A 23,486-nucleotide genomic window follows, 5' to 3' on the forward strand; every position below is an offset into this window, starting at 1 on the left:
CTAAAGCAGCGGCTTCAAAATAAGATTAAACCAGTATATGATTTGATCCCGCATTCCGATCAATGGACCAAACACAAACTGTCCCAGTGGTGTGATCACGAATATGAGAAAAATAATGATCCCATATTGTTCAAATTGCGTCATTTTCGCCCGAACCCTAGGGCTGACGACGTCCTCAATAATACGATACCCATCCAGCGGCGGAAGTGGTAATAAGTTAAATAGGAACAAGATGACGTTTAAGTTAATAAAGATCTGGAAGAAATAATCGACTCCCGGCTCAAAGCGCATGATCCATTCCCCGCCAAACTTCTGAAGAAGCACATACACAAAAAAGCCCAAAAACGCCAGCACCAAGTTACTTAATGGCCCAGCAATGGAGACACAAATCCCTGCTAAGCGCGGTTTTTTAAAATGGTAACGATTGACCGGTACAGGTCTCGCCCAGCCAAACCCGGCCACAAAGATCAAAATCGTCCCGAATACATCGAGATGCTTCAGGGGATTGAGCGTCAGTCTCCCTTGATTCTTAGCCGTCGGGTCTCCGAATCGGTACGCAACATATGCATGCGCCAGCTCGTGCATCGTAAATGCAACAACAAGCGTAATGGCAACATATGGAATAAGTTCTAATGGATAAACAAGAAATTGGTTCAAAGGCAAGAATCCCTCTTTCTTTCTATACAATGATTTACTTCATTCAGTATACTATAAGAAGTCCCTTAAACTAAAGGGAAGCGTAGCATTAAAGGAAAAAGGAGGTTTTCGCCATGCCGATTGTCACCGTTCAAATGCTTGAAGGAAGAACAGATGAGCAGAAAAGAGCTCTTGTGGAGAAAGTCACTGATGCCGTTGTTGAAACAACAGGCGCAGGGGCAGAAAAAGTCTCTGTTATTATTGAAGAAATGAAAAAGGAACACTATGCCGTAGCAGGAAAGCGAATGAGCGATCTGTAAGCATATAAAAAGGACAAACACTCAATGTGTCTGTCCTTTTGTCTGCATTCTTATCTGTACCACGCTTTATTACGGTTCACTTGATTTTTATGGGCCGCATCGAAGAAATCGACTGTGTAAGAATAATCATAGTTCATTAAGCAGACAATGCCGCTTCCTTGAGGGTCGTGCGGTAAGCCAAAGTTATGGCCGTATTCATGCGTAGCCGCTTTTGCAGTGTTCGCTGTTCCTTGATCAAGGTTAACGGCGAATGCACTTCCGCTTGGTGCACTATTGTAGACATAAGCAATTCCGCCAGCATCAAAGTTTGGATTTGCTGTAAATCCAGTGACAAAGTCATATCCTCTGCCATCAAAGCTTCGCGCAAGGTTAGACAGAATTTGCTCTGCATTTGATCCCGAAGACGTCCAAGATCCTACTGCTTGTACGACAAAGTCCACATCATGATCACGGTTAAACGTGACATCTGCTTGCTCGATGATGCTGACAATCCGTGTTTGCCAGTCACTATATTTCGCACGATACTGCGCATCAGCGACCGCATAGACAGTGACCTTCTGACTGCCTGTACTTGCTTTTGTTGAAATTGAATCTCCTGTATTGGCCTTAAAGGTTCTCGAGCCTACCTGCTTACCAGACTCATCTAATACCTTTGTTGTCACATCTCGTTCAATTGGAGGTGCTGTCTTCAAATCTTTAAAATCTTTTGCTTTTGGCAGCCCCTCACTAATATGGGTTTCGAACGGCGCATGACCATGATCATGCCCATGACCTGCACTCGCTACTGGTGCTGAAGCTGAACTTACCCCCGGTAACAAACTACCTACCAATAAAAATGACAAAAAGACTGAACGCTTTTTCATTCCTATCCCTCCTTTATTTTTCACAAGGTTATATATTCACTGAAAATTCACCATTTTCCTTCTATTCAGTCAAAAACAGGGAATTAGATGCACAGGAAAAAAGTCGAATTACGTCATTTTCACTAATTTTTCGGATATTTTGACACACATTTCATCGAAAAATAGCGCTTTTGGTCTGGGTCTTACCAAACAAAAAAAGCCCTAAAAGTCGGGCTTTTGTTCAACTAGTTCAATTCCTTCAACTGATCAATATAAGCAAGGGCCGCCTCAAATTCTTCGTCCGTATAGCGCTGCTTGCTTTTAATGGTAAAGACCTTTTCCTTTACCTCCTCTTCTGGCAGGTCATCAAAATATAAAATCGTTGAGACAAGCTCTAGGAAACGGGATGATTGCTCGTTCATCTGCTGCGTCAGCGCTTTGAGGTCAGGCATGTCCACTTCACACTGATCGAGAAACTCTTTCCCATTGTCCGTCAGCGAATAGCGATATTGATAGTATCCGCCCTTTTTTTCCTTCATTTCGTCCAAGAATCCAAGGTTGCACAGCTCTTCAATTCTGAGCGTCAACTCCTCTGAATAGGGGCCATAAAAATGAAAATCGTATTTCTCGTAAAAAGGCAAATCTAGCTTTTTTGCTATGTAAATCATCTTTTGCAGCTTCTTCCGTCCAACGATTTCCCCTGATTCAGAGAATACCTTCATCAACTTTGCATGCTCTTTCAACAAATTCCCGACATCTCCTTTTTCAGTACTTCCTTATCCCAAACCAAGCAGCTTCATGATCGCCTTCTTTTCTTCAGCTTTTTCCGACATATCTACAATTAAGTCCATTGGGAAATAAAGTTTATGATCGGTTCTTCGTTTACCGGAAATGGCGTCAACAATATCTGACTGTCTCGACAGTTCTTTAATATGACCGCTTTGCGTCAAAAGGTGGATTGGCAGCCTCTCTTCTTCCTCCCCTGGTCTGTAGAAGTCATAGGGCAAGTCAGAGGAAGAATCGACCACTAAATAATAGTCAGGATCAATTCCTGCCTCCTTGAACAAGGCAGTCAGCTTGAAATATTTCGTCATTTCTTCATTTGGATTAAACTCTGTATATTGGAACAATCGGCGGTTCATAAAACGGCGGCACAAATCAGCCAGCACGTGATCTTCTTCATCTTCCCACGCCTGAAAATAAAATAAGACAATGGATTCATCCAGCTTAATATAGTCCTCTGTGGTGACATTCCCCTCAAAGATTGAATAAAAGTGAACAGGGGCATGTGTAAAAATATAACCCGTTTCATGCAGCTCTTTTGCCCGATGAAGGATTTTCGTTAAAATGACTTCCGCACTGCGTGTCACTGGGTGGAAATAGACTTGCCAGTACATTTGATAGCGGCTCATAATATAATCTTCAACCGCATGCATCCCGCTCTGCTTCATCACAATCTGATCTTCTCTCGGGCGCATCACACGTAAAATACGTTCCATATCAAAGTGGCCGTAGCTGACGCCTGTATAGTAAGCATCACGCTGCAAATAGTCCATTCGGTCGGCATCAATTTGACTTGAGATCAAACTGACCACCTGTTTGTTTTGATACGTTTTGGCAATGACTTCAGCCACATGCTTCGGGAAATCATCACTCACCCGGCGGAGCACTTCATTGACTTCCGTCTGTCCTAAAATAATATCTCTTGTAAACGATTCATGGTCTAAGTGGAAGACCTTTTCAAAGGAATGAGAAAATGGACCATGTCCGAGGTCATGAAGCAAGGCAGCACTAAGTACAAGCTCGCGCTCTCCTTCATCCCATTCAGGCCGCCCTTTAAACACATCATCCACAATTCGTCTCACAATCTCGTATACACCGAGTGAATGATTGAATCGGCTGTGTTCTGCACCATGAAACGTCAAATAAGTAGTTCCTAGCTGTTTAATTCGTCTCAGGCGCTGAAACTCTCTTGTTCCTATTAAATCCCATATTAATGCATCCCTTACGTGAACATAACGGTGTACAGGATCTTTAAATACCTTTTCCTCAGATAATTTCCCTTTTGGATACGCCATCGTTTCGTCCCTCTTTTTTTAAGACGTGTTTCTATTATATCGGGTAACTTTTCCCGAAAACATCCTTGAATTTGCTGGTGAATGTGTTCTCAGAAGTTGCTTGGACGTAAAAAGCCCGACCTGACAGGGACGGACCTCTTTTTAGGTCGACTGAACACATTCAGTGACATTTATTTGACTTTTTTTTGAACCTTTTCAAGTAATTCATCTTCTGTTGGTGCGGATAATGGGCGATTGTTCACAAACGCAAAAGCCTTTTTTCGTCCTGGACCACAATAGGATTGACAGCCGATCTCAATTTTTGCATCAGGGTCAACCGATTTGAGTCGAGGCAATAACGTCTTTAGGTTCGTCGCATCACAATCGTCACATACGCGAAACTCATTAGCCATGGTCTTACGCTTCCTTTCAATGATGATACTTCATTCTATATGAAACAGTTGGACAGCCAATCGTGAATAATATACCACCCAACATTGTACATCGAAGCGGCTGGACTTGCAAGACGCTTTGCCGCCCCAATCCCGTGCTTACATAAAAGCTAGTATTTTCCACTATCCTTTTAGCAAACTTGTATAAACCTTCTTGAACTTGGCTAATCTAATACCATCAAATCATATGGGGGTTTAAACACATGTCAAAACAAAGACAAGATGCTTGGTCAGAGGAAAATGATCTCCTCCTGGCAGAAACCGTCTTACGTCACGTCAGAGAGGGCAGCACGCAGCTAAATGCGTTTGAAGAAGTTGGAGACAAGCTGAACCGCACCTCAGCGGCATGCGGATTTAGATGGAATGCTGTCGTCAGACATCAATATGAAAAAGCGCTGGCACTTGCCAAAAAACAGCGAAAACAACGGATGCGCGCACTTGGCAATGGCCAGCCAGCGAAAAAACGATTACTTTATCAGCCGCAAGTAGAAGAAACGGTTACTCAAGAGGAATTCTCACAGGAACTAGAGCCAGCAAAGGAAGAAACATTTGCACCAGCAGCTGAAACTGCTGAACAGCTTCAGTTTGTGGATCAAAGCTACAATGAAGAGTTAGCTAGTTTATCACATTTATTGTCACAGGCTTCTCCTGCCCCACATACCGCAGAGAAAAAACCGGAAGCAAATCCATTTAGGCAGCATCAAGAATTAACCATCGACGATATCATTGATTTCTTACGCCGTTATGAAGGCGATGGTCAGCAATCCACTGCCTTACGTATGGAAAACAGCCGCTTAAAACGAGAAAACAATGAGCTTTCTCATAAAGTTTCGCAGCTAGAAGCTGAAGTGAAAAAGATTGAAAAGGATCAGCTCACGATTCAAGAAGATTATGAAACACTCGTCAAAATCATGAACCGTGCAAGAAAACTAGTTTTGTTTGAAGAGGACGATAGTGCCGCACCAACCTTTAAAATGGACCGGAACGGCAACCTCGAAAAAATGGCAGAATAACAAAAAAGTGCTCCCCGCCTCGGGAAGCACTTTTTTAAATGCCCAAAAATAGCATCACACTAAAAAGGACATTGATCAAAAACACAAACATAAAAATATACCTGACCTGCCTTACCTGAAAATCACCAAACATAAAAATATAAAGACCTGCAATGCCAAGTGTCAGGACAGGCTGAAGAAATGGCACTAAAAGCGAAATGCCGTAGCCGGCTCCCATGATGACAGGAAGCCATAGTAAATAGAGGTAACCGCCGTTTTTGGATTTCAAGAAACCACTTCCTCTCTTTCTTCTATCTGCTTGATTTCAGGCTGAACAAACTTGAGCCCGGCCATTGTGCGGCCGCGTTTTTGTGATGTCCAGACTGCAATAGCCGGCTGATCTGTGAGAGATTCTGTGTCAATGGTGATCAGCACTTTCTCATGTAATTCAATTGAAGCTTCAGACTCGATTTTGCACCCAGATAAACTAATATCTTGTATGTTCACCGGCACCTTCTCTTCTAACCGGCACTCATAGGACAGCGTGCCTGCTACGCCTTGCAACGGTCTTCTCATCCATTTGCGCCGCAAGGCCCTTGGTACTTTTTCCGTTTCTCTTATAAAGCGGAGAAATGTCCGAACAGCATAGGATTTTTTCTCACGATCCGTTATCGATACATGCTCTCGTGTGAATAAGAAACGGATCAGTGACAGATACTCTGATTTTTCTGTATCAGTAAAAGCAACACCAACCATCAGCTTGTCTCCATCTGGATGGCTCCAAACCACATCACACGCCACACTTTGATCCTCTGAAAAGAACAATTGCATTTGTCCTTGATTTAAAGAAGAAGCTTGATCCAATGGAATGGATAGACGCGCACCTGAATCACTCATGTCTAGTAGAAAACAAGCAATCGACTCATCTTGATGATCAGAACAGATCTGCCCCTCTTTTTCTATGACAAACCGCTCTGATTTTCGATAACGCGGACGATCAAACGCCACAATCAGTGCCATGAGTAGACCTGCACCGTTATAAAGCACCCAAAAAATATTAATCAACGTGAGATCAGCATTCATCGTCCCATTTACCTTCATATCGTATCCTATTTTCACAAGGACAAGCAATGAGAGCAGCAAGAAGATCAAATGAGGAATCATCGTTTTCAAATGAAAATGTCTCTTGTCCGTTTGAATTCCCTTCGGCGTGACAAGGAATTCAACCCTCTTCTTCAAAAACAGCTCACTTAAAGCTACACCAGCCAAGTGGAATGCCATAGAGCTTTCGTAAATATGACTCCAAAACATACTTCTTTTTTGATTCGACACCAGTTTAAACGCTAAATACGAACTAAAGAACGCCGGCAGCCAAAACATGAAAATGGACTGGAAATCGGCCCAGAAACTTTGAATACCAAATAATAAAAACAATATTGGTGTAAGAATGTAAATCATTTTAAACAAACCGTTAAACCAATACACAATGCCATCTAAATAAAGAACTCGCTGCATAAGCGTTAAGCCGCGAACCTTCAATGGATTAAACTTACGGGCGCACTGAATGTTCCCTCTCGACCACCGGTCTCTCTGCTTTAACAAATCAAGCCAGCTTTCAGGTGCCAGACCGACGGCTAATACTTCTCCGACAGACACAGATTTGAACTTCCCTTGGAGAAGCATTCCGGTCGCCATGTCTTCTGTAATCACTCCAGTAGCAAATCCGCCAATTTCCTCTAAGGCCGTTCTTCTAAATACAGTATTACTCCCGACATACATCACCGCATTGAACCGATCCTTACCAGCTTGGAGGGTTTGCATGAAGAAGTCCTGTTCATTTGGAATTCGATCCTTCGAGAACATATTATATTGGAAAGGGTCTTCGTTATAAAACGCCTGTGGAACTTGAACAAACGCAGTCGCTCCATCATGAAAGTAAGGCACTGTCTTTTCTAAAAAGGCAGGAAGGGGGACCATATCAGCATCAAGTGTGAGAATCAGTTCCCCATTCGTTTGAGACATCGCATGGTTTAAATTACCCGCCTTAGCAAACTTGTTATCTGTTCTTGTCAGATAATGAACGCCAAACTCAGATGCAAGCTGCTCCACAGACTCCCTCTTGCCATCATCACATAAATAAATGTGGACGCTGCCTTTTGGATAAGACAGATTCAAACAGCCTGCAACCGTGCGTTTCAGCACTTCAATCGGTTCATTATATGTAGCTATGAAAATATCAACTGTTGGCAGCCTGTCCAAATCACTGATCATGACTTGTTTTCGATTTGAAGGCTTCCAAACAAGTGTATAAAACACAAGCAGCTGTAAAAATCCAATACATTCACAGGCTACAAGCAAGATGCCCATTATTATATTAAATGTACCTTCATGCGGCAGTGTAAAAAAGAGACGCCAGCAAATATAGGCAGCATTTGTTAACACACAGAGCACAATGATGATTTTTTTAACAGTAGAGGCAAGCGGCTGAATACGATACATCACATACAACACAGACAAAACACAAAGCATAAACAGCGGGTAATACGTGGTGAATATTGACAACAAATTTACCTTCTTTCTTACGCCATAAATGACTATCACATATAAAATTCCATAACAAAGGAGGGGATTTTTTCATCACATTGCCCCTCCAAATCTATTCAAGTAACCAAATCAATATATTATTTCCACAATGTATCTAACTGATTTGAATAAAAATCAATCACTTTTCGATAACTTAAAATAGCAGGATCTTTTGTCGTTTCAGTTAAACAGTTCAGTAATATTTCCATTGCTTTGCTATGTTCCTTTAAATTATACAAAGTATGGCATAGAACGTTTGAATGGCTTTGTTGTCCGGATAAGTTTCCATCCCTTTTAGGAATATCTGTTTTGACTTTTCATATTCTCCTAAAGTTCTGTATGTACTTCCTAACCCTAGTAAAGCGTCTTCTAGTTCTTCTGAAGACAATCCTAACTTAATGGCCCTTTCATAAAAAAAGACAGCCTGCCTTTCCTCTCCTAACAAGTCATAACTTCAGGCACATTGATAATGAATAGAGGCATCGTCTGGATACTCCTCTGCAAGATGAGACAGCATTTCATTTGATTCTTGAAGATGTCCACTTTTTCGAAGTTCAATGGCTTTCTCAAGCTTTGTTTCCATCACTTCACCTCTACTCTTTTCAAGATGAAAAGGCTGATGTTTACGAAAACACCTTTTCATTGCGCTCAATCATCCGCGTCATGTTTTTCTCAAATTCCAGCTGTTCTTCTGCGTTCAATCCTGACGCTGTCAGCTGATCACTGAGCTTTTGAAGCTCCTCTAGTAATAGGCGCATAAGAAGTGTACAATCGATAGGTTCACCGATTAATTCTGATAAAGATGCCATTGTATCCGGCTGTATATCAGGAAAGACTGCCTTTACTTCTTGCCGTTTATCCTTTAAGGCGGTGTCATAAAAACGGCGGATCAAGTCGGCACGTTCCCGTCCGCTTCCATCTGCACACAAATAAATTTGCACAGCGACCCCACCGCGTAATCTACGCTGAGAAATGCCTGCAAATTTCTTTCCATTGATACTTAAATCGTAGCTGCCTGGACAATAAGAGCCGACTATTTCATAGGCTTCAATGTCCACATCATACATCGACAGCATCCGGCGGATCAATTCCACCATCGCATCATACCCGCGGTCAATATCAATGCCCTTCTTTTGTTCCGCAAAAATTAAAGACACATTCAGTACACCTTCATCCAGCACCACAGCAAGACCGCCTGAGTTGCGCACAATCACACGATATCCCTCTTCCTCAAGCAGCTTTACGCCATCTTGGAGAAATGGAAGTCTTGTATCCTGAATCCCAAGCACAATCGTATTGTGATGCACCCAAGAACGGGCTGTCGCTGGTGAGAGGTCCTTCCCCACCGACGCGCAAAGCGTATCATCCATCGCAAAAGATTGCTTCGGGTCCACATAGAGACCAAGACTCGACTGATCGATGATCCGCCATTTTGGCTGTGTCAGTAACTCAATAGGTTCATTTTTCATCTCCTGCATATCCTCTCGTTCATAAACTGTGTTTATTATAACATGTGATGAATGGGGGGGAGAATGCAAAAAAGCTCCATAACATTTGGCGTCACAGAGCGTTTCAGTTGGATGATTTGGTTTTCGGTTACGCTTCTATGTTACAGCCCTCACTCACCCATTTCAGAAAGTTGTCGGTCAGGAGCTCTGCATGCTGAGGGTCCATTACACCAGCATCCACGACCCATACCTTTTTCTCCTCTTCAGCCAGCCGCATGAGAAATACTTGCCCGCCGCCATCGTCGCCAATTGCCACATAGCCGCTTGCATATTGTCGAGCCTCCCATGTTGCATTGCGTTCCGCAATGTCCTCCGTACCGTATAGAAGCACCTCACCGCCAACGGAACATCCATTTGTCTGTTTCAGCAGTTCCTTATAAACATGGGGCAGCAGCATGTTTAGCTGGCATTCTGCCTCTTTGATCTGTATGTCACTTGCTGGTTTGTTCACGTGCAGATGTGGGATTTCAGGTAAATTGATCATTTTTAAGAGCCTCCTCTATTTTAAGTTGCTGATTTTTTCATCACCCTTTTATACAAACGAAGGAGCATTTTTAAAAGAAAATAGAAAATGACCACATCGAGTATAAAACCCCACAATAGAAATTCAAAAGTATGATGTCCGTGCAGAACTAGCCAATCAATAGGGAAACCGCGATAATCAGCATCTGAGTAAGAAACTCCTCTCAGCAAAGCTGTTCCTATAACAATCAGAATACTGATACTTAATAGCCAGTTGGATGTTTTTTTGTTTTGTTTATGTTCCATAGGCATTCCTTTCTCTGTTTTGCTGCCCGATACAAGACTTGATTCCAGTAATACAGACAACCGTCCTATCTATGACAGCATTTCTTTAAGCAAACTCTCTGCTTTATGTAATTCATCTAGAAAGGGGTTTAGATAGTCATTATAACTATCCAAATAAGCTCTCACCCCGCCAATAATCAAAATCTTTTGGAGATCTTCATTGTTCTGAATGATCCTTTGTGCATTTTTATATCTTTTGTATATTAATTGGAGAACACCTTGATTGATTTCTTGTGGATATTCTTTTTCTAGGATGTTGATGACGGTTTGGATTTGTTTCGTTAGTTGTTGTTTTTTGTTCATTTAATGCTCCTTAAGACTTCAATCTCCTACTAATAAATATCTAATCGTTGACAATTAAAACTTATAAAATCGCCTTCATTTATATCTCCTGGTATATTGTAATCCAATTCTAATAAAAATCCGCCCACTCTCACTTTTTCATCACGCTTATCAATTAATTTTCCTAAGAAACTATAACTAAAATTATCATCTAATTTTTCAATTCTAAACTCTGACAACTCTGCCTTCACTAAGTCTGACACATCTAAACAAAAAATAGGTTCCAATAGTTCACTTTCTTCAAGGTAATTTAATGGTTGAGCAAAACACATTAATTCCAGTTCGCCATCTGTTACAATCACTTCAGCTTCTGAAGCTTCTTGTGAAATCCAGTTTATTTTTTTTATTTTCAATACGATCATCCTTTTTTTACTTCTCTGTCTTTACCCCTAAACTTGGTACTTTTCAGAAAGTTCTTCAGCACAGAGTAAGTTAAAATGCTTGTAGTAAGTCAAATAGTGATGATTGTCTGTGGGCCGGATTGATTAGCAAAGAGAAAAGTAAAACCAGATATAGCAATCAAACTTAGAATGACCTTCACAGAAACATTTCAAAAAAGCACAAGCTTACATTCAAAGATTATTTAACATTGCATCAAATAAAGTAGAAAAAGAAAGAATATCTTTTTTATTAACAATAATAAACATTTAAAAACCCTCAAAGAGACTCAAATTAATTCTCTTTGAGGGTTCATCTATTCTATTTCAACCCTATTTTTACTTCACCATCATGAAAAACTTCAATCGCATATCCAGAAGATGGTGAAAAAATCCACGTATCAAAACTGACAGCTGTAACATCATCTATAGCTTCAAATACTTTATCTAAAGTAGATTGAATAATTGGTAACGTCCCTTCATCCCAAATTACATAAACAATATCACTGTACTCATTCAGTTTTTGATTCAAAAAGGATCGTATTTCATCGAATGTATCCACTTGCTTATAAGAAGATATCTTCTTCCATTCAATTTGCCCCCAATCAGTAAATGGAAAAGAATTTTCAAAATCATTTAATATTTGCTCTCTATTATCTTCATATAAAATATGTACATCCTCACCTAGTGCCTCAATACACTCATCTAATAAACTCATCTAAAATCTCCTTATCTATTCAAATGTTTTAATAAAGATTTAAAAGTGCTTTCATTACCCTCAAATGGAATAGCAATCTTTCGAGCATTCGCCCCTTTACCATTACGAAAATCTTCAATATTTATATGTGGTCCCTTTTTAGGGTCATAATCTAATCTCCATCTTACTTTTCCGTCAGCGGACTGTCTACCAACGACTTTACCATATCCAGCACTCGACTTAAGCGTACCTGTATATGGTTGTGAATTGGGTCCTAGGTCTCCAACTATGTCTACTGTCTTATTTCTAGCTTGCTCATATGTTTTAACTTTATCTAATAATTGTTCTCCTCTTCCAATACCCTTTACTTTCTTCTCAACTTTCTTAGCTACTTTCTCCCCTTTAATAATCTTAAAAACATATTTCCCCACTTTAACAATGTTGGTGCTTGGAACCATGTACACCCCTGATACCAAACGATCCATATCCGCGACTTTATCACCTGTTATCGGATCTCTTCCTGTAATAACCCGAATCGCGTCGTTTATACCTGTAAATTCAACCGCTGTATTTAAGATATTTTGGGGTTGATCGCCTGTTTTTACATCAGACATCGGTTTAACGCTCTCAATCGTCACTTTGTTTTTTTCTGATATTCGTAACCGATACAGCATTCCGTCTCGCATGACGTCAACCGTTTTGGCATGTTCGAAGTTGATCTCTTTGTACTCATTTATGTTGTATACTTTACCATTTAAGGTCAAGGTGGTTTGATTGATTTTACTAGACGGCGTTTCCCGAACAACCGTCTCTACATTCGCGTGTTGTTTCTCTTTCAATTTCTTCAGCATGATCATCATTGGATTGTCTTTTGGGTTGTCTATTTTATCCTTCAATCCACTGATGGTGCTGCTTACTTTTTCTTCTTTTTCATCTTTGAAAATAGATCCCTTTTGATAGCTCGTGATGTCGATTTTTGGGCCGGTGAACATGGGACTTAAGGTATCGATGTATTGCTTCATTGTTTGAAGGGAGCTTTTGGTTTCATGTAAAGCACTTGTTTGCTCCCGGTCAAATGCATGAAGCAGACCAATGGTTCTTGAGGTCTCGAGCCATGCCTTTTGATAGTTTTGCTGAAAAGCTGATTCATCTACATTTGGTAAATGAACAATATGACCAACTCTGCCAATGGCGTGGTTTACCTCTGATACGATTTCAGAAATTGTTCGTTCAGCTTTTTTTAAGCCTTGATCAAGATCATGTTCGATAAATGCTTGTGAGATAAATCCGTGCTCATTTGATTCTAATGCGTGAAGAGCCTGCTTTGTGTTTTTTAATGCAGCGCTATATTCCTCAATGACGACCTGAAAGAATTGCAGGAAGGGAATATGGCATTCTGTATAAAAGGCGCGGATGGCTTGTCCCGCCTCTCCCTTTAGTGCGCCATCGAGTGAGATGATGTGATTGATTTGTTTTTCTAGGGAGCTGATTTGCTGCGACTGCTGCTTTAACGCATTCAGCGTTTGATCTATTCCGTTTATTTGCGCAAAGGCGTCAAGGGTTTTCATTGCGTTCTCCTTTATTTTCTTTTACTGCTGAAAGCAAGCGCCTTGTCCGTTTCAATCATGGTGTTCACCGCTTGTTCTGTTTGTACAAGCTGTTTCTGAAGAATGCCTATATAGGATGTACTTAATTCGTTCAGCTGCTGATTGATCTCTTCTATTGTGTCTGCCGTCAGGAGCTGATTTCTCCCTTTGATGGTTGTTGGAAGGGCTGTATTCATTTGAGAGCCTGATTGTTTTGCATGCTGTAATACTCGTTTGACCTGACTGGCATCTATTTTAATTTCTCTCGTCATTTGACTACCCTCTTTTTTCTTCCAGTTGTTTCTGCTTTTCTTTCTCTATTTTTCTTTCAACCGAATGAATTTCATGTTCTAACGAATGGATCTCCGATGTGAAATCATTGATTTTTTCATCGATTCGATTTAATAGATTGGTTAGCTGTACACCTTTTATTTCCTGACTGGCGGAAGCCATTTCATCTCGAATGTCATCAAACGTGTCTGCCAAATGGCCAAACCATGTATGTGATGTCAGATCTGGATGAGTGATTTTCTTGCTGGCATCTGACAGAGCCGATTTTGCCTCTTTGATTTCTTTGCGGCACATGTTGAGTTCGATGATTTGTTCTTTTTTGATAGATATATCTGCCTTTAATGAATACAAGGCTGCTTTATAACCGATGATTGCTCCAGATATGGTCAAACACCTCTATCCCTTAAATAGTCCTCCGTTATGTTACCATTTACTAGCACAAGAGGCATATGATTGAAAGTAAATTTACCAAAAAATGAATCGTACGTATTGGGTTTTAATACCTATTTCTCGCGCGCAAAAAAGCTGGATTCATTTACTGAATCCAGCTTCTTATTGCTTATTTGAGCGATTCACCTGCTGATGCAGATGGATGATCGCTAAATGAGGTGTCTTTCTTTTCAGGAATATAATGGAGAGAGAAACCAACAAGACTGAAAAAGGCACTTAACACCAATGTTGGGTTTTTGAATAGGTTCGTACTTGCAATGATCATGTCTCCCTTTTGCAAAAGAATCCCTAGTATTTGACCGAATACCAACAGGGCTCCTGACGTTAAGAACAGGACAAGCAGCACTTTAAATAAAAATTCCATCAATGCTCTCATGTGTTTCTCCTTTCTATACTGGAAGTATTCCCATTCCGATGAGCCAGCCAATTCCTACGATCGGCAGCATATAGTAGAGAATCAGCGGTATAAACGTTTTCTCCGGTCTGGCTCCTGCAAGACCAGAAGCAATGAAAATCGATCCTGATGCCGGCGGGGAAGCGCCTTCTGTTGATGAAAAAGCAAGAATGGCAACAACAGCCACAACTGGATCCACTCCGACTGAGACTAAAGCTGAAAATGAGACAAGTCCAACAGCTGTTAATGTGGCTGTAGAAGATAATGGCCCAGCCACTAGCGTGACAAGAATTCCCACAATGAGCACCATGAGCCATTTCGGAATGGTAAGTACTGATGTGATTTGCGTCAAATCTTCTGCCAATCCTAATTCAGCAAGCACCTGACTAGCAGCAACAGCAAACAGCATCAAGGCACCGATCGTTGTAAACTTAGGAATGGCCGACTTGAAAAACTGAGACCAATCTAGTGCAGACGCCTTTTTTCTTCCAATTGTTAAACTAATCAACATCATGAGAATCGGAATCCACGTAATTAAAGAAATTTGATCCATTGCCTCTGGTCCGATGTTTGGATTACTTTTTAAGTAGTTTGCCAGCGGACCAATTGTGATAATGATAGGAATCAAGGCACCGAAAAAAATAAAGATCGACTTCCACCCTTGTTTCACTGCTTCCCTAAAAGGAAGAATATCATCTGGCGGCATGGCCTGAATTTTATTCTTTTTCACCAGGATATACACCAAAATAAATCGGTATACGACTTGATACAGTCCTCCTATTAAAAGCGCAATATATAAATCCCCCTCAGATACAAGGGCTGCAATTGGTGCAAACCCCAGCATGATAAACATTGAAGAGTTCGGAGGCAGTGCCGCCCCAAGTCCGCCATTCCCTGCTAAAATGGTCGCTGTATGGGTTCGGCTCCAGCCTGATTTAATCATCCAAGAGGCTGTGATAGAGCCAGTGGCCGCTGTGTTTGCAGAATTTGAACCTGAAAGAGCACCTAAGACTGCTGAACCTAACGTACTCATATAAGCCGCTCCACCAGGAAGTTTCCCTACAACCGAATTTAAGATTCGCAAGAGTGCATGAATTAATTCCAGCTTTTCGATTAAATAGGCCATGAATACAAATGCAACAGCTGCATAGAGCACCTCATATGTGGATGCAAATTTTAATCCATCCCAGAAAAGTCTTAATGCATCCAATCCGCCAAATAATGTGGTTGCAATAAAGCCTAATAGCATGGCTTCCCCCATATTCCGCTTCACGACGACATTCCATATAATGATGACAGCTATGAATACAATCAACGCAATAAAACCCATATCGTTTTTTCGCCTCCCCTTCGTTCAATAAAACGCTTACAATTTATTTCCCCTGCTGCATCACGTCAATGACTTCTTCCCAGCTGGCCGGCTTTTTCCCATTAAACCGTTCAACGAATTGAAACTCTGCTAATCTCTCTAGCTTCTGTTGTGCTGCCCGTGACATACTGGCATCAACCTCTGCTTCATTCAGCATGTCAATAGAGCCAAGCAGCTCGATCGCTCGTCTTTTCGCATGAAGTGCACTCCCTGTCACAAGACGGTTCATGGTCTCTTCAAAACTTTTGCTATCCATTGTATCGCTTAGTGAAGAAATCACTTGATGTTCCACATTGTACTTTTTTGAAATTTCCAAAAATTCAACCATGAGACCAACGATCCCCTTCATATAAACGCTTCTGATCAGCTTCAAGGCCGAAGCATCTCCTGGCTGGTCACTGATTTTTTTAATATTCATGCCATAAGCATTCATTACTTTCATGAATTGGTCAGTTCCACTTCCGCTTGCCGTGATCGGAACCTTGTGTTTGTTGACTGGAAGAGGCCCTAGCATGGCAGCATCTACGAATAGAGCTTTTTGCTTTTCAATTTCGTTTGCCACTTGTTTTTTGATGTCTGGTGTTGATGCCGATACATCTACATATACTTGATTCTCTTTCAAACTTCCCGATACGGATTGGGCCACTTCTAAGGTTTTATTCGCTGGCACAGCAGCAATCACAATATCAGATTTCTCAACGACTTCGCTAATACTGCTGGTTAATTGAACTCCTGTCTGCGATGCTTTTTCTTTCAACGCACCAGACAATTTCTCATTTTCTAAAAGTACATCATACGCATAAAATTGATCTAATCCTTCTGTTTTCAATCCCGTTGACAACTCATATGCAGCTTCTCCATATCCAATAAAGCCTATCTTCATCACAGATTCCCCTATCCCTGATATTTTTTCATTCTGCCTTCCAGCCATGCCGGTGCTAAGAGACTGATGTCTTGCTTTCCTTCGTTCATATACTGTTGAATCGTTTGTAATCTATGATTTTCATACGCTTGTTTCTCTTCCGCTAGCGTCAGCAGGTGTTCCGCCTTTTCCTTTGGAACGATGACGACTCCATCATCGTCAGCAATGACTAAATCACCTGGTGCTACTTTGACACCGCCGCACGAGATGGTTTGATTCAATTCCCCAGGACCATCTTTAAAAGGTCCATTTGGCATAAACCCCTTACTGTAGATCGGAAAAGCCAGCTCCTCTAAAGCGAGTTTGTCGCGAACAAGCCCGTCAATCACGATTCCTTCTATTCCTACAGCCTTTGCTGCCCCTGCCATCAATTCCCCTAAATATGCATGGCCCTTATGGTCTTTTCCATCAACAATCAGTACATCTCCTTCTTTCGCAGAGTAGATCGCTTGATGAAGAAATAAATTATCCCCTGGCCGTAAGCTAACGGTAAAAGCTGTCCCTACTATATTCATGCCTCTTGCAACAGGTTTAATTTGTTGATCCATCGCGCCGGTGCATCCCATCACGTCTGACAGCAAGGTCGAGTTAAGCTTTCTTGCCCGATCTATTAGATCATTTGAAACGAATTGAACAGTACTCATAGTTTCCATCATCCCCTTTTAGTTATATTCATTACATTTAATATAGTTAAAGTAATATTTATTACTTTTGTGATACGATCATACCATCTCGATTTTATTTAGTAAAGCGCTTTCAAAAAAATCAAATTAAAAAAATGAGTCACCACACGACTAATGTGTTGTGTGATAACTCATTTTCGTTAACATATGATTGATTTGATCTAAACGTGGTTTTGTTCTTTCAGGATCATTAATGGCTAAGGCACTTAAAATATAATCTACGATAAAGATAGCAGATACGACAGAGTTATGAGAGCTCACACTTGCTGAGGAACATGGCAATACATATTGTGCATACTTTGTTAGTGGAGAGCTGTAGCTGTCTGTAATTAAAAGCACTTCCACCCCATATGACTTCGCTGCCTCCAGCAAATCCTTCATACGCTTTGCATAGCGGGGATAGCTGACCGCTATAATGAAATCATCAGATTGAAAATGAACGAGATCATCCACCCAGTCACTTTTGTCTGCATCAATATATTGACAATTCCCCAACAGCCGATTGATTCCGAGTGACAGATACTCGCCGACAGGTCTTCCGCTTCGAACACTTGTACACAGAACCTGGCGGGAGCTGGCTATTTTTTCAACAATATGCTGAAAGGTTTCTTCCGTGATATTGTCTAAAGCGTACTGGATATTTTGAAATTGCAGCTCAACATGATTATGCAGGAGCTTACTTTTATTTGAATGCTTGAGGTTCGCTTCAAGTCTCGTTTGAGGGGCAGCTTTATGCTTCATATTTGATTGAAGCTCTTTTTGAAGCTCGGAGAAACCGGAATACCCTACAGCAGCAGAGAATCTCATGATGGTCGCTGTACTCGTCCCTACTTTTGATGCCAATTTATCTACAGTTAAAAACGCAACCTCCATTGGATTGTGCACGATATAATCTGCAATTCTCCTTTGTGCCTCGGTTAATCCCGCGACCTTATGCTGAAGCTTATGTATTAAATCGTCCATTATAGCACCTGCCCATTCTATCGGCTTTATCTACGATCAAAATTTTTTCTTTTCCCCTATATTGTACACATTTGTCATCAAAAAAACAGCCAGCACGAATCTATCGTACTGGCTGCCTTTTTCGAGATCATTATAGTGCTTGAGCTGCTGTGATAAGCGCAAGGTTGTAAACGTCTTCGGCATTACAGCCTCTTGATAGATCGTTTACTGGCTGGTTTAAACCTTGAAGGATAGGACCTACAGCTTCAAAGTTACCTAAGCGCTGTGCAATTTTGTAGCCAATGTTTCCAGCTTCAAGGCTAGGGAAAACAAATACGCTGGCGTCGCCTTTGATGACGGAATCTGGCGCTTTTTTCGCTGCTACTGAAGGAACGAAAGCTGCATCGAATTGGAATTCTCCATCAAGTACAAGCTCAGGTGCCTTTTCTTTTGCAATGCGAACTGCTTCAGATACTTTTTCTGTTTCGTCTGATTTTGCTGAGCCTTTTGTAGAAAAGCTAAGCATTGCCACACGTGGCTCGATATCAAACATTTTTGCTGTGTTTGCACTTTCGATCGCAATTTCAGCTAGATCTTGGCTGTCTGGTGCAATGTTGATTGCGCAATCAGCAAACACGTACTGCTCTTCGCCGCGAGCCATGATGAAGACGCCAGATGTTTTCTTTACGCCTTCTTTTGTTTTAATGATTTGAAGTGCTGGACGTACTGTGTCAGCAGTTGAGTGTGCCGCACCGCTCACAAGTCCGTCTGCAAGACCTTTATACACAAGCATTGTACCGAAGTAGTTTTCATCTAGTAATGCTTTTCTGGCTTGCTCTTCTGTTGCTTTGCCTTTACGTCTTTCTACGAAAGCTTGTACAAGCTCTTCAAAACCTTCATATGTATGAGGATCATACACGTCAACACCATCAAGTGTAAGACCTAGTTCTTTTGCTTTTGCTTCAACTTCTTGTTTTTTTCCTACCACAATTGGCTGCAATACTTTGCCATCTGCTAGTTTTTGAACGGCTGTTAGAATGCGTTCGTCCATTCCCTCAGGAAAAACGATCTTAACTCCTTTACCTGCAACCTTTTCCTGAACTGTTGAAAAAATATCTGCCACTTCAATACCCTCCTTGATTTTACAAAAAAAGCGTTCTCTTTTAAGCATACTCTTCTTCTACCTAAATTCAAACTACCAACTTACATTATAGCGCTTACAAATTAAATTCTTATTTTTCAAACTAATTTAATCAATTTTGATAAAAGCTGTTTTCCTCGTTCAAGTTTTGATCACATCTCCATTTGGACAAACTATGTTATAGTTGGAACAGATGGAAAACTGTTAATAGGAGTGAAAGAAATGAGCGAACAACATACAACAAATGAAGCAGCTCAAACACTAGATGGCTGGTATGCACTGCATGATTTTAGAACAATCGACTGGACAGCTTGGAAGCTGCTGACAAGTGATGAGCGCCAAGCCATCATTCATGAATTCACAGGTCTATTGGAAAAATGGAAAACAGCTGAGCATGATAAGGCTGGGAGCCAAACAATCTATAGTATTGTCGGCCAAAAAGCAGATATTATGCTCATGATTTTACGTCCGACAATGGAAGAACTAGGTGAAATTGAACTCGAATTCAACAAGACACGACTAGCAGAGTTTACGATTCCAGCTTATTCTTATGTTTCAGTTGTTGAGCTCAGCAACTACTTAGCAGGAGGCGGCGATGGCGGAGATCCTTACGAGAACCCGCATGTACGTGCTCGCTTATATCCAGAGCTTCCTTCTTCTCAATACGTGTGCTTCTATCCAATGGATAAAAGACGTTCTGGCAATGACAACTGGTACATGCTTTCCATGGATGAGCGTAAATCTCTTATGAGAAGCCACGGCTTAATTGGCCGAAGCTATGCTGGGAAAGTAAAACAGATCATTACAGGTTCTGTTGGTTTTGATGATTATGAGTGGGGCGTTACCCTTTTCTCTGATGATGTGCTTCAATTTAAAAAATTGGTTTATGAAATGCGCTTTGATGAAGTCAGTGCACGCTACGGCGAATTTGGTTCCTTCTTTGTTGGAAACCGATTAGCAAACGAGCAGCTGGCGTCTTATTTCCATGTATGATAAACCCTTAAGGCTTCGGATCTCTCCGAAGCTTTTTTATGTATTTGTTTAGAAAGGTGATCACATCTTCATTTTCAGGATAAGTAAGAAACAAAACTAAACTCATGGCCCACAACAATGCAGTTAGGATGAACATCATTTTATTTCTTTAGCCTGCTTTCAATAAATTGAAGTGTGTCGGCTGCTATTCTATTTCTAGATAGTACAATTCCAGCATGCCCACAACTGTATACGTGCCTTTTAGGTTGATCCCAGCTATTCCACAGAGTATCAGCATCGTTTATGTCGATATACATGTCATATTTTCCTGATATTAAGAGTACATTTTCTTTTTCTACGAGAAGTTTTGCTTTACTAGGGTTCATAATATCCCAAGCTTTGTCGAGTTCTTCATACGTTGTCCCATGTTCCTCCAGATCTCTTCGTATATACTTCCCAGGAAGAGTGTTCCAGATGGAATGCGCAATATTGTTCGCATAAAAAACTGATACAATAATATTCACGTCTTTCTCGACTGTTGCTAATAAGTTTGTTAGCCACCCTCCTAAACTAATACCAACTACGATTATGTCCCCACCTTCATTTTCCTTGATCCATTTAATCAGCCCTCTAAGTTCAACAATAGCTTGCTGGGAGGATTGCACGGTTCGACTTATATTGGCGCTAATCATGTGTTCACCAGAATATGTTGAATTTTGTGGTTCCCTATCGAAATGATAAGGCAGCGTGTAGTAATACATATTCCAATCATAATGTTTAACGATCTTATCGTGATAAATCTTCTTGATTCTGTCGTATGAATCCATTCTCCATCCATGTACAAAGATTACATTAGGCTTGTGCTTTGACTCTTTTCGTAAAAACACTTCCCCAGAAACCTTGTCATTCTTATCTACACCAGATTTGATGCTTGAATGAAAAGAAAATATTCCACTTTTTAAGTTTGCTGTATGGTTATCGATGTGAAATTGTAAATCAATTGGATGAGCACTAAAAAAACGATCCCTGTTACCTACGTCAATAGGCAAATGATTATAGTGACTTTCTTTGCTTCTTGTTCTGTGCATATCCATTAATGCTGCGTAATCTATTACCTTTAAAAGCTTCAAAAGAATTAACTCCTTTAATCTCAAATTATTACTATACGAATATTTCAGCATAAAAAGCTGAAAAGAATACAAAGGGCTAAAATAAAAATCATTTTAGCCCTTTGTCAACAATCTGAAACTTTTTATTTCACCACTGTCATTTCTGGCTCTTCTATTTGTTTCAAGCGTTCCTGAATTGGATGGGAAAAAGAGTGCTCTGACAAGACAATATGGGAGACGGTTTTTGTAAATCCAGATACTTCTTGAATAAAGGCTTCAATTTCTTCAAGAGAAGAAACTGACAGCTTAATGAAAAAACAAGACTGACCTGCCACTCGATAAGCAAAAAAGGCGCGTGGATGCTCATTCATAAAAGCCACAAAACGCTGATACTCCCCATTTAACACCGTAACTTCCAGCAGGCAGTCAATCAGAAGCCCTAATTTTTTATAATTGACTTGAACAGAATACCCTTCGATAATCCCTGCATCCTCTAATTTACGCACTCTTTCTGCTACCGCAGGTGCTGATAAATTCACTCGTTTGGACAATTCCCTCATGGATAAGCGGGCATCTTCTCTCAATTCATTTAAAATATGCACATCTACATCGGTGATTTTCATTCGTACCTCTCCTATCCAAAAATCGTTCCATTTGAAAAGTATTTTATGATAATACTTATGATATGAAATGTAAAATAAAACTAAATAATGGTAGAATTTATTTTAACGGAATTGAATGAAAAAGCAAGTATGGAGGGATCACTTGATGAAAGAATCTTTAGACAGCCAGGCTTCTAAAACATTTCCCATCACACTTGCCATCGCACTCACACTTGGCGTTTTTGCTGCGGGATCGGAAGAGCTGGTAATTTCACCACTGCTGCCTGATTTATCAAACTCCTTTCAGCACTCTCTTGATATTCTCGCTCTTTCCATCAGCATTTATGGGTTAGCTGTGCTGGTTGGAGCTCCGCTGCTCGTTCCTTTAGGGGACCGGTATTCAAGAGAGCTGTGTTTGATTATTGGGCTGTCTTTCTTTTTGGTTGGCACAGTGATGTGTGCTGCTGCCCCAAATTTGGCCGTGTTTTTTGCAGGCCGTGCTATTTCTGGGCTGGCGACTGGTGTATTTGTGCCAACAGCCTATGCTCTTGTGGGCGACCGGGTTCCATACGAGTATCGCGGCAAAGTGATGGGGCTCATTGTATCGAGTTGGTCTCTTTCTCTTGTCCTAGGTGTGCCCATTGGCGCCTTTATCGGTCAAAGTTTGAACTGGCGCTGGACATTTTGGATTTTCGCCATGATGAGTCTCGTTGTCTTGCTGCTCGTCATCCTTGAATCTCGAAAACAAGTCACAACAGCTGCTCCAAAAGCACCTCAAACTAGGGAGAAATCAGGCTCTTTATGGGGGGCTTTGAAAATCGACCGAGTCCCTGCCTATTTGACCGTGACATTTTGTAACATGCTTGGATTTTATGGCATGTACTCATTTTTAGGGGCTTACCTGCAAAGTCTGTTTTCCGGGGGGCAATCAACAGCTGGACTTCTAATCATGGCTTATGGTGTTGGCTTTTCCATGAGTATGTTTACTGGGAAATTAGCAGATTGGTTTGGCAAAACACGTTCACTTTTCTTTGTGCTGGGCGGCATTACGCTTGTTCTTGCCTTACTTCCTTATGCACCGTTCTCATGGACATTGCTCATTTTTGCTTTATTTATTTGGGGTGCCATGCAAAGTTTATCTGTCACGCTTTTGAGCACCGTCCTGAGCGACTGCTCCCAGACCCACCGAGGCAAAGTGATGGCTTTTTACAGCCTTGCTTCCAATCTTGCCGTAATGCTTGGATCAGCTCTGATGGGACCTGTTTATGTCCATTTCGGCTATCATACAGTAGGGCTTGTATGTGCACTCATTACGCTTGTTGGTTTTCTCATCAGCTTCGTCAGCTATAAACGTGAAAAAACCTTACAGCAGAAACATAAAAACACATTTGAAACGTGAGCTCATTTCACTG

At 41.0% G+C, this 23,486-nt stretch carries 28 protein-coding genes and 1 pseudogene; 4 read left to right on the plus strand and 25 right to left on the minus strand.

Features of this window, described 5'->3' with window-relative positions:
* The gene (locus MHB69_RS17690; RefSeq protein WP_061110367.1) at nucleotides 1-657 is read right to left on the minus strand and encodes a site-2 protease family protein; all 657 of its coding nucleotides are present in this window, start codon (nucleotides 655-657) and stop codon (nucleotides 1-3) included.
* A 113-nt stretch (nucleotides 658-770) separates the two neighbouring features.
* Here MHB69_RS17690 and MHB69_RS17695 point away from each other — a divergent pair, with 113 nt between their 5' ends.
* Nucleotides 771-956 (plus strand): 2-hydroxymuconate tautomerase, encoded by a 186-nt coding sequence (locus tag MHB69_RS17695; RefSeq protein WP_003214939.1) that lies wholly within the window; start codon nucleotides 771-773, stop codon nucleotides 954-956.
* Between the two features lie 50 nt (nucleotides 957-1,006).
* Here MHB69_RS17695 and MHB69_RS17700 read toward each other — a convergent pair whose 3' ends face one another.
* From MHB69_RS17700 to MHB69_RS17715, 4 genes are all read right to left on the minus strand, one after another.
* Nucleotides 1,007-1,819 carry a zinc-dependent metalloprotease gene (locus MHB69_RS17700; protein WP_025093861.1) on the minus strand — a complete coding sequence of 271 codons (813 nt, stop codon included), beginning with the start codon at nucleotides 1,817-1,819 and terminating at the stop codon, nucleotides 1,007-1,009.
* Nucleotides 1,820-2,043: 224 nt separating this feature from the next.
* Complete coding sequence (locus MHB69_RS17705; RefSeq protein WP_144496430.1) at nucleotides 2,044-2,544, minus strand: YwgA family protein; 501 nt, start codon at nucleotides 2,542-2,544, stop codon at nucleotides 2,044-2,046.
* A gap of 30 nt (nucleotides 2,545-2,574) precedes the next feature.
* Entirely contained in the window at nucleotides 2,575-3,876 is a 1,302-nt protein-coding gene (locus MHB69_RS17710) for an HD domain-containing protein (RefSeq protein WP_007497716.1), read from the minus strand.
* A 170-nt stretch (nucleotides 3,877-4,046) separates the two neighbouring features.
* On the minus strand, nucleotides 4,047-4,268 hold the full coding sequence (locus MHB69_RS17715) for a DUF1450 domain-containing protein (RefSeq protein ID WP_003215259.1): 222 nt from the start codon (nucleotides 4,266-4,268) through the stop codon (nucleotides 4,047-4,049).
* Between the two features lie 242 nt (nucleotides 4,269-4,510).
* On the opposite strand from MHB69_RS17715, the gene MHB69_RS17720 reads away from it, so the two are divergent.
* A complete protein-coding gene (locus tag MHB69_RS17720) occupies nucleotides 4,511-5,320 on the plus strand; it encodes an RsfA family transcriptional regulator (RefSeq protein ID WP_144496431.1) in 810 nt (269 codons plus the stop codon).
* A 34-nt stretch (nucleotides 5,321-5,354) separates the two neighbouring features.
* Here the strand turns inward: MHB69_RS17720 and MHB69_RS17725 are convergent, their stop codons facing one another.
* The 18 genes and pseudogenes from MHB69_RS17725 to pta all read right to left on the minus strand — a co-directional run bounded on the left by MHB69_RS17725 (nucleotide 5,355) and on the right by pta (nucleotide 19,373).
* The gene (locus MHB69_RS17725) at nucleotides 5,355-5,588 is read right to left on the minus strand and encodes a DUF5970 family protein (protein ID WP_024426379.1); all 234 of its coding nucleotides are present in this window, start codon (nucleotides 5,586-5,588) and stop codon (nucleotides 5,355-5,357) included.
* Nucleotides 5,585-7,861: a glycosyltransferase gene (locus MHB69_RS17730; RefSeq protein WP_144496432.1), complete on the minus strand. Its 2,277-nt coding sequence runs from the start codon at nucleotides 7,859-7,861 to the stop codon at nucleotides 5,585-5,587. The genes MHB69_RS17725 and MHB69_RS17730 overlap by 4 nt, the downstream gene beginning before the upstream one ends.
* 119 nt (nucleotides 7,862-7,980) lie before the next feature.
* Nucleotides 7,981-8,465 (minus strand): annotated as a pseudogene (locus MHB69_RS17735) (tetratricopeptide repeat protein).
* Nucleotides 8,466-8,505: 40 nt separating this feature from the next.
* Nucleotides 8,506-9,351 carry a lipoate--protein ligase family protein gene (locus MHB69_RS17740; RefSeq protein WP_327828271.1) on the minus strand — a complete coding sequence of 282 codons (846 nt, stop codon included), beginning with the start codon at nucleotides 9,349-9,351 and terminating at the stop codon, nucleotides 8,506-8,508.
* Between the two features lie 127 nt (nucleotides 9,352-9,478).
* A complete protein-coding gene (locus MHB69_RS17745; RefSeq protein ID WP_327828272.1) occupies nucleotides 9,479-9,874 on the minus strand; it encodes an SMI1/KNR4 family protein in 396 nt (131 codons plus the stop codon).
* 20 nt (nucleotides 9,875-9,894) lie between these two features.
* Nucleotides 9,895-10,158: a hypothetical protein gene (locus MHB69_RS17750; protein WP_139142191.1), complete on the minus strand. Its 264-nt coding sequence runs from the start codon at nucleotides 10,156-10,158 to the stop codon at nucleotides 9,895-9,897.
* 69 nt (nucleotides 10,159-10,227) lie between these two features.
* The gene (locus tag MHB69_RS17755; RefSeq protein WP_024426384.1) at nucleotides 10,228-10,500 is read right to left on the minus strand and encodes a hypothetical protein; all 273 of its coding nucleotides are present in this window, start codon (nucleotides 10,498-10,500) and stop codon (nucleotides 10,228-10,230) included.
* A 29-nt stretch (nucleotides 10,501-10,529) separates the two neighbouring features.
* Nucleotides 10,530-10,892: a hypothetical protein gene (locus MHB69_RS17760; RefSeq protein ID WP_046313469.1), complete on the minus strand. Its 363-nt coding sequence runs from the start codon at nucleotides 10,890-10,892 to the stop codon at nucleotides 10,530-10,532.
* A 346-nt stretch (nucleotides 10,893-11,238) separates the two neighbouring features.
* Nucleotides 11,239-11,634: a hypothetical protein gene (locus MHB69_RS17765; protein WP_046312890.1), complete on the minus strand. Its 396-nt coding sequence runs from the start codon at nucleotides 11,632-11,634 to the stop codon at nucleotides 11,239-11,241.
* A gap of 11 nt (nucleotides 11,635-11,645) precedes the next feature.
* Nucleotides 11,646-13,181 (minus strand): T7SS effector LXG polymorphic toxin, encoded by a 1,536-nt coding sequence (locus MHB69_RS17770; protein ID WP_327828274.1) that lies wholly within the window; start codon nucleotides 13,179-13,181, stop codon nucleotides 11,646-11,648.
* Between the two features lie 11 nt (nucleotides 13,182-13,192).
* Entirely contained in the window at nucleotides 13,193-13,471 is a 279-nt protein-coding gene (locus tag MHB69_RS17775) for a YwqI/YxiC family protein (RefSeq protein ID WP_120207895.1), read from the minus strand.
* A 4-nt stretch (nucleotides 13,472-13,475) separates the two neighbouring features.
* Nucleotides 13,476-13,874 carry a DUF5082 family protein gene (locus MHB69_RS17780; RefSeq protein WP_120208044.1) on the minus strand — a complete coding sequence of 133 codons (399 nt, stop codon included), beginning with the start codon at nucleotides 13,872-13,874 and terminating at the stop codon, nucleotides 13,476-13,478.
* Between the two features lie 175 nt (nucleotides 13,875-14,049).
* Complete coding sequence (locus tag MHB69_RS17785) at nucleotides 14,050-14,316, minus strand: hypothetical protein (RefSeq protein WP_041115477.1); 267 nt, start codon at nucleotides 14,314-14,316, stop codon at nucleotides 14,050-14,052.
* 13 nt (nucleotides 14,317-14,329) lie between these two features.
* Nucleotides 14,330-15,664 carry a TRAP transporter large permease subunit gene (locus tag MHB69_RS17790; protein WP_048237701.1) on the minus strand — a complete coding sequence of 445 codons (1,335 nt, stop codon included), beginning with the start codon at nucleotides 15,662-15,664 and terminating at the stop codon, nucleotides 14,330-14,332.
* Between the two features lie 43 nt (nucleotides 15,665-15,707).
* Entirely contained in the window at nucleotides 15,708-16,586 is an 879-nt protein-coding gene (locus MHB69_RS17795; protein WP_061110212.1) for a prephenate dehydrogenase/arogenate dehydrogenase family protein, read from the minus strand.
* Nucleotides 16,587-16,597: 11 nt separating this feature from the next.
* Complete coding sequence (locus MHB69_RS17800) at nucleotides 16,598-17,269, minus strand: RraA family protein (protein ID WP_080701171.1); 672 nt, start codon at nucleotides 17,267-17,269, stop codon at nucleotides 16,598-16,600.
* A gap of 150 nt (nucleotides 17,270-17,419) precedes the next feature.
* Entirely contained in the window at nucleotides 17,420-18,271 is an 852-nt protein-coding gene (locus MHB69_RS17805) for a MurR/RpiR family transcriptional regulator (protein ID WP_034281266.1), read from the minus strand.
* 130 nt (nucleotides 18,272-18,401) lie between these two features.
* Complete coding sequence (gene pta / locus MHB69_RS17810) at nucleotides 18,402-19,373, minus strand: phosphate acetyltransferase (protein ID WP_024423792.1); 972 nt, start codon at nucleotides 19,371-19,373, stop codon at nucleotides 18,402-18,404.
* Between the two features lie 240 nt (nucleotides 19,374-19,613).
* On the opposite strand from pta, the gene hemQ reads away from it, so the two are divergent.
* Entirely contained in the window at nucleotides 19,614-20,384 is a 771-nt protein-coding gene (gene hemQ / locus MHB69_RS17815; protein WP_034281267.1) for a hydrogen peroxide-dependent heme synthase, read from the plus strand.
* 140 nt (nucleotides 20,385-20,524) lie between these two features.
* On the opposite strand, the gene MHB69_RS17820 is transcribed toward hemQ, so the two are convergent.
* Together MHB69_RS17820 and MHB69_RS17825 are read right to left on the minus strand one after the other, a co-directional pair.
* Nucleotides 20,525-21,493: an alpha/beta hydrolase family protein gene (locus tag MHB69_RS17820; RefSeq protein WP_144496434.1), complete on the minus strand. Its 969-nt coding sequence runs from the start codon at nucleotides 21,491-21,493 to the stop codon at nucleotides 20,525-20,527.
* A 122-nt stretch (nucleotides 21,494-21,615) separates the two neighbouring features.
* A complete protein-coding gene (locus MHB69_RS17825; protein WP_041087746.1) occupies nucleotides 21,616-22,095 on the minus strand; it encodes an Lrp/AsnC family transcriptional regulator in 480 nt (159 codons plus the stop codon).
* Between the two features lie 145 nt (nucleotides 22,096-22,240).
* Here MHB69_RS17825 and MHB69_RS17830 point away from each other — a divergent pair, with 145 nt between their 5' ends.
* On the plus strand, nucleotides 22,241-23,473 hold the full coding sequence (locus tag MHB69_RS17830; protein ID WP_041115461.1) for an MFS transporter: 1,233 nt from the start codon (nucleotides 22,241-22,243) through the stop codon (nucleotides 23,471-23,473).
* Nucleotides 23,474-23,486 lie beyond the last annotated feature (13 nt).

It is taken from the genome of Bacillus sp. FSL K6-0994 (assembly GCF_038630815.1).
Taxonomy (GTDB): Bacteria; Bacillota; Bacilli; order Bacillales; family Bacillaceae; genus Bacillus; species Bacillus safensis.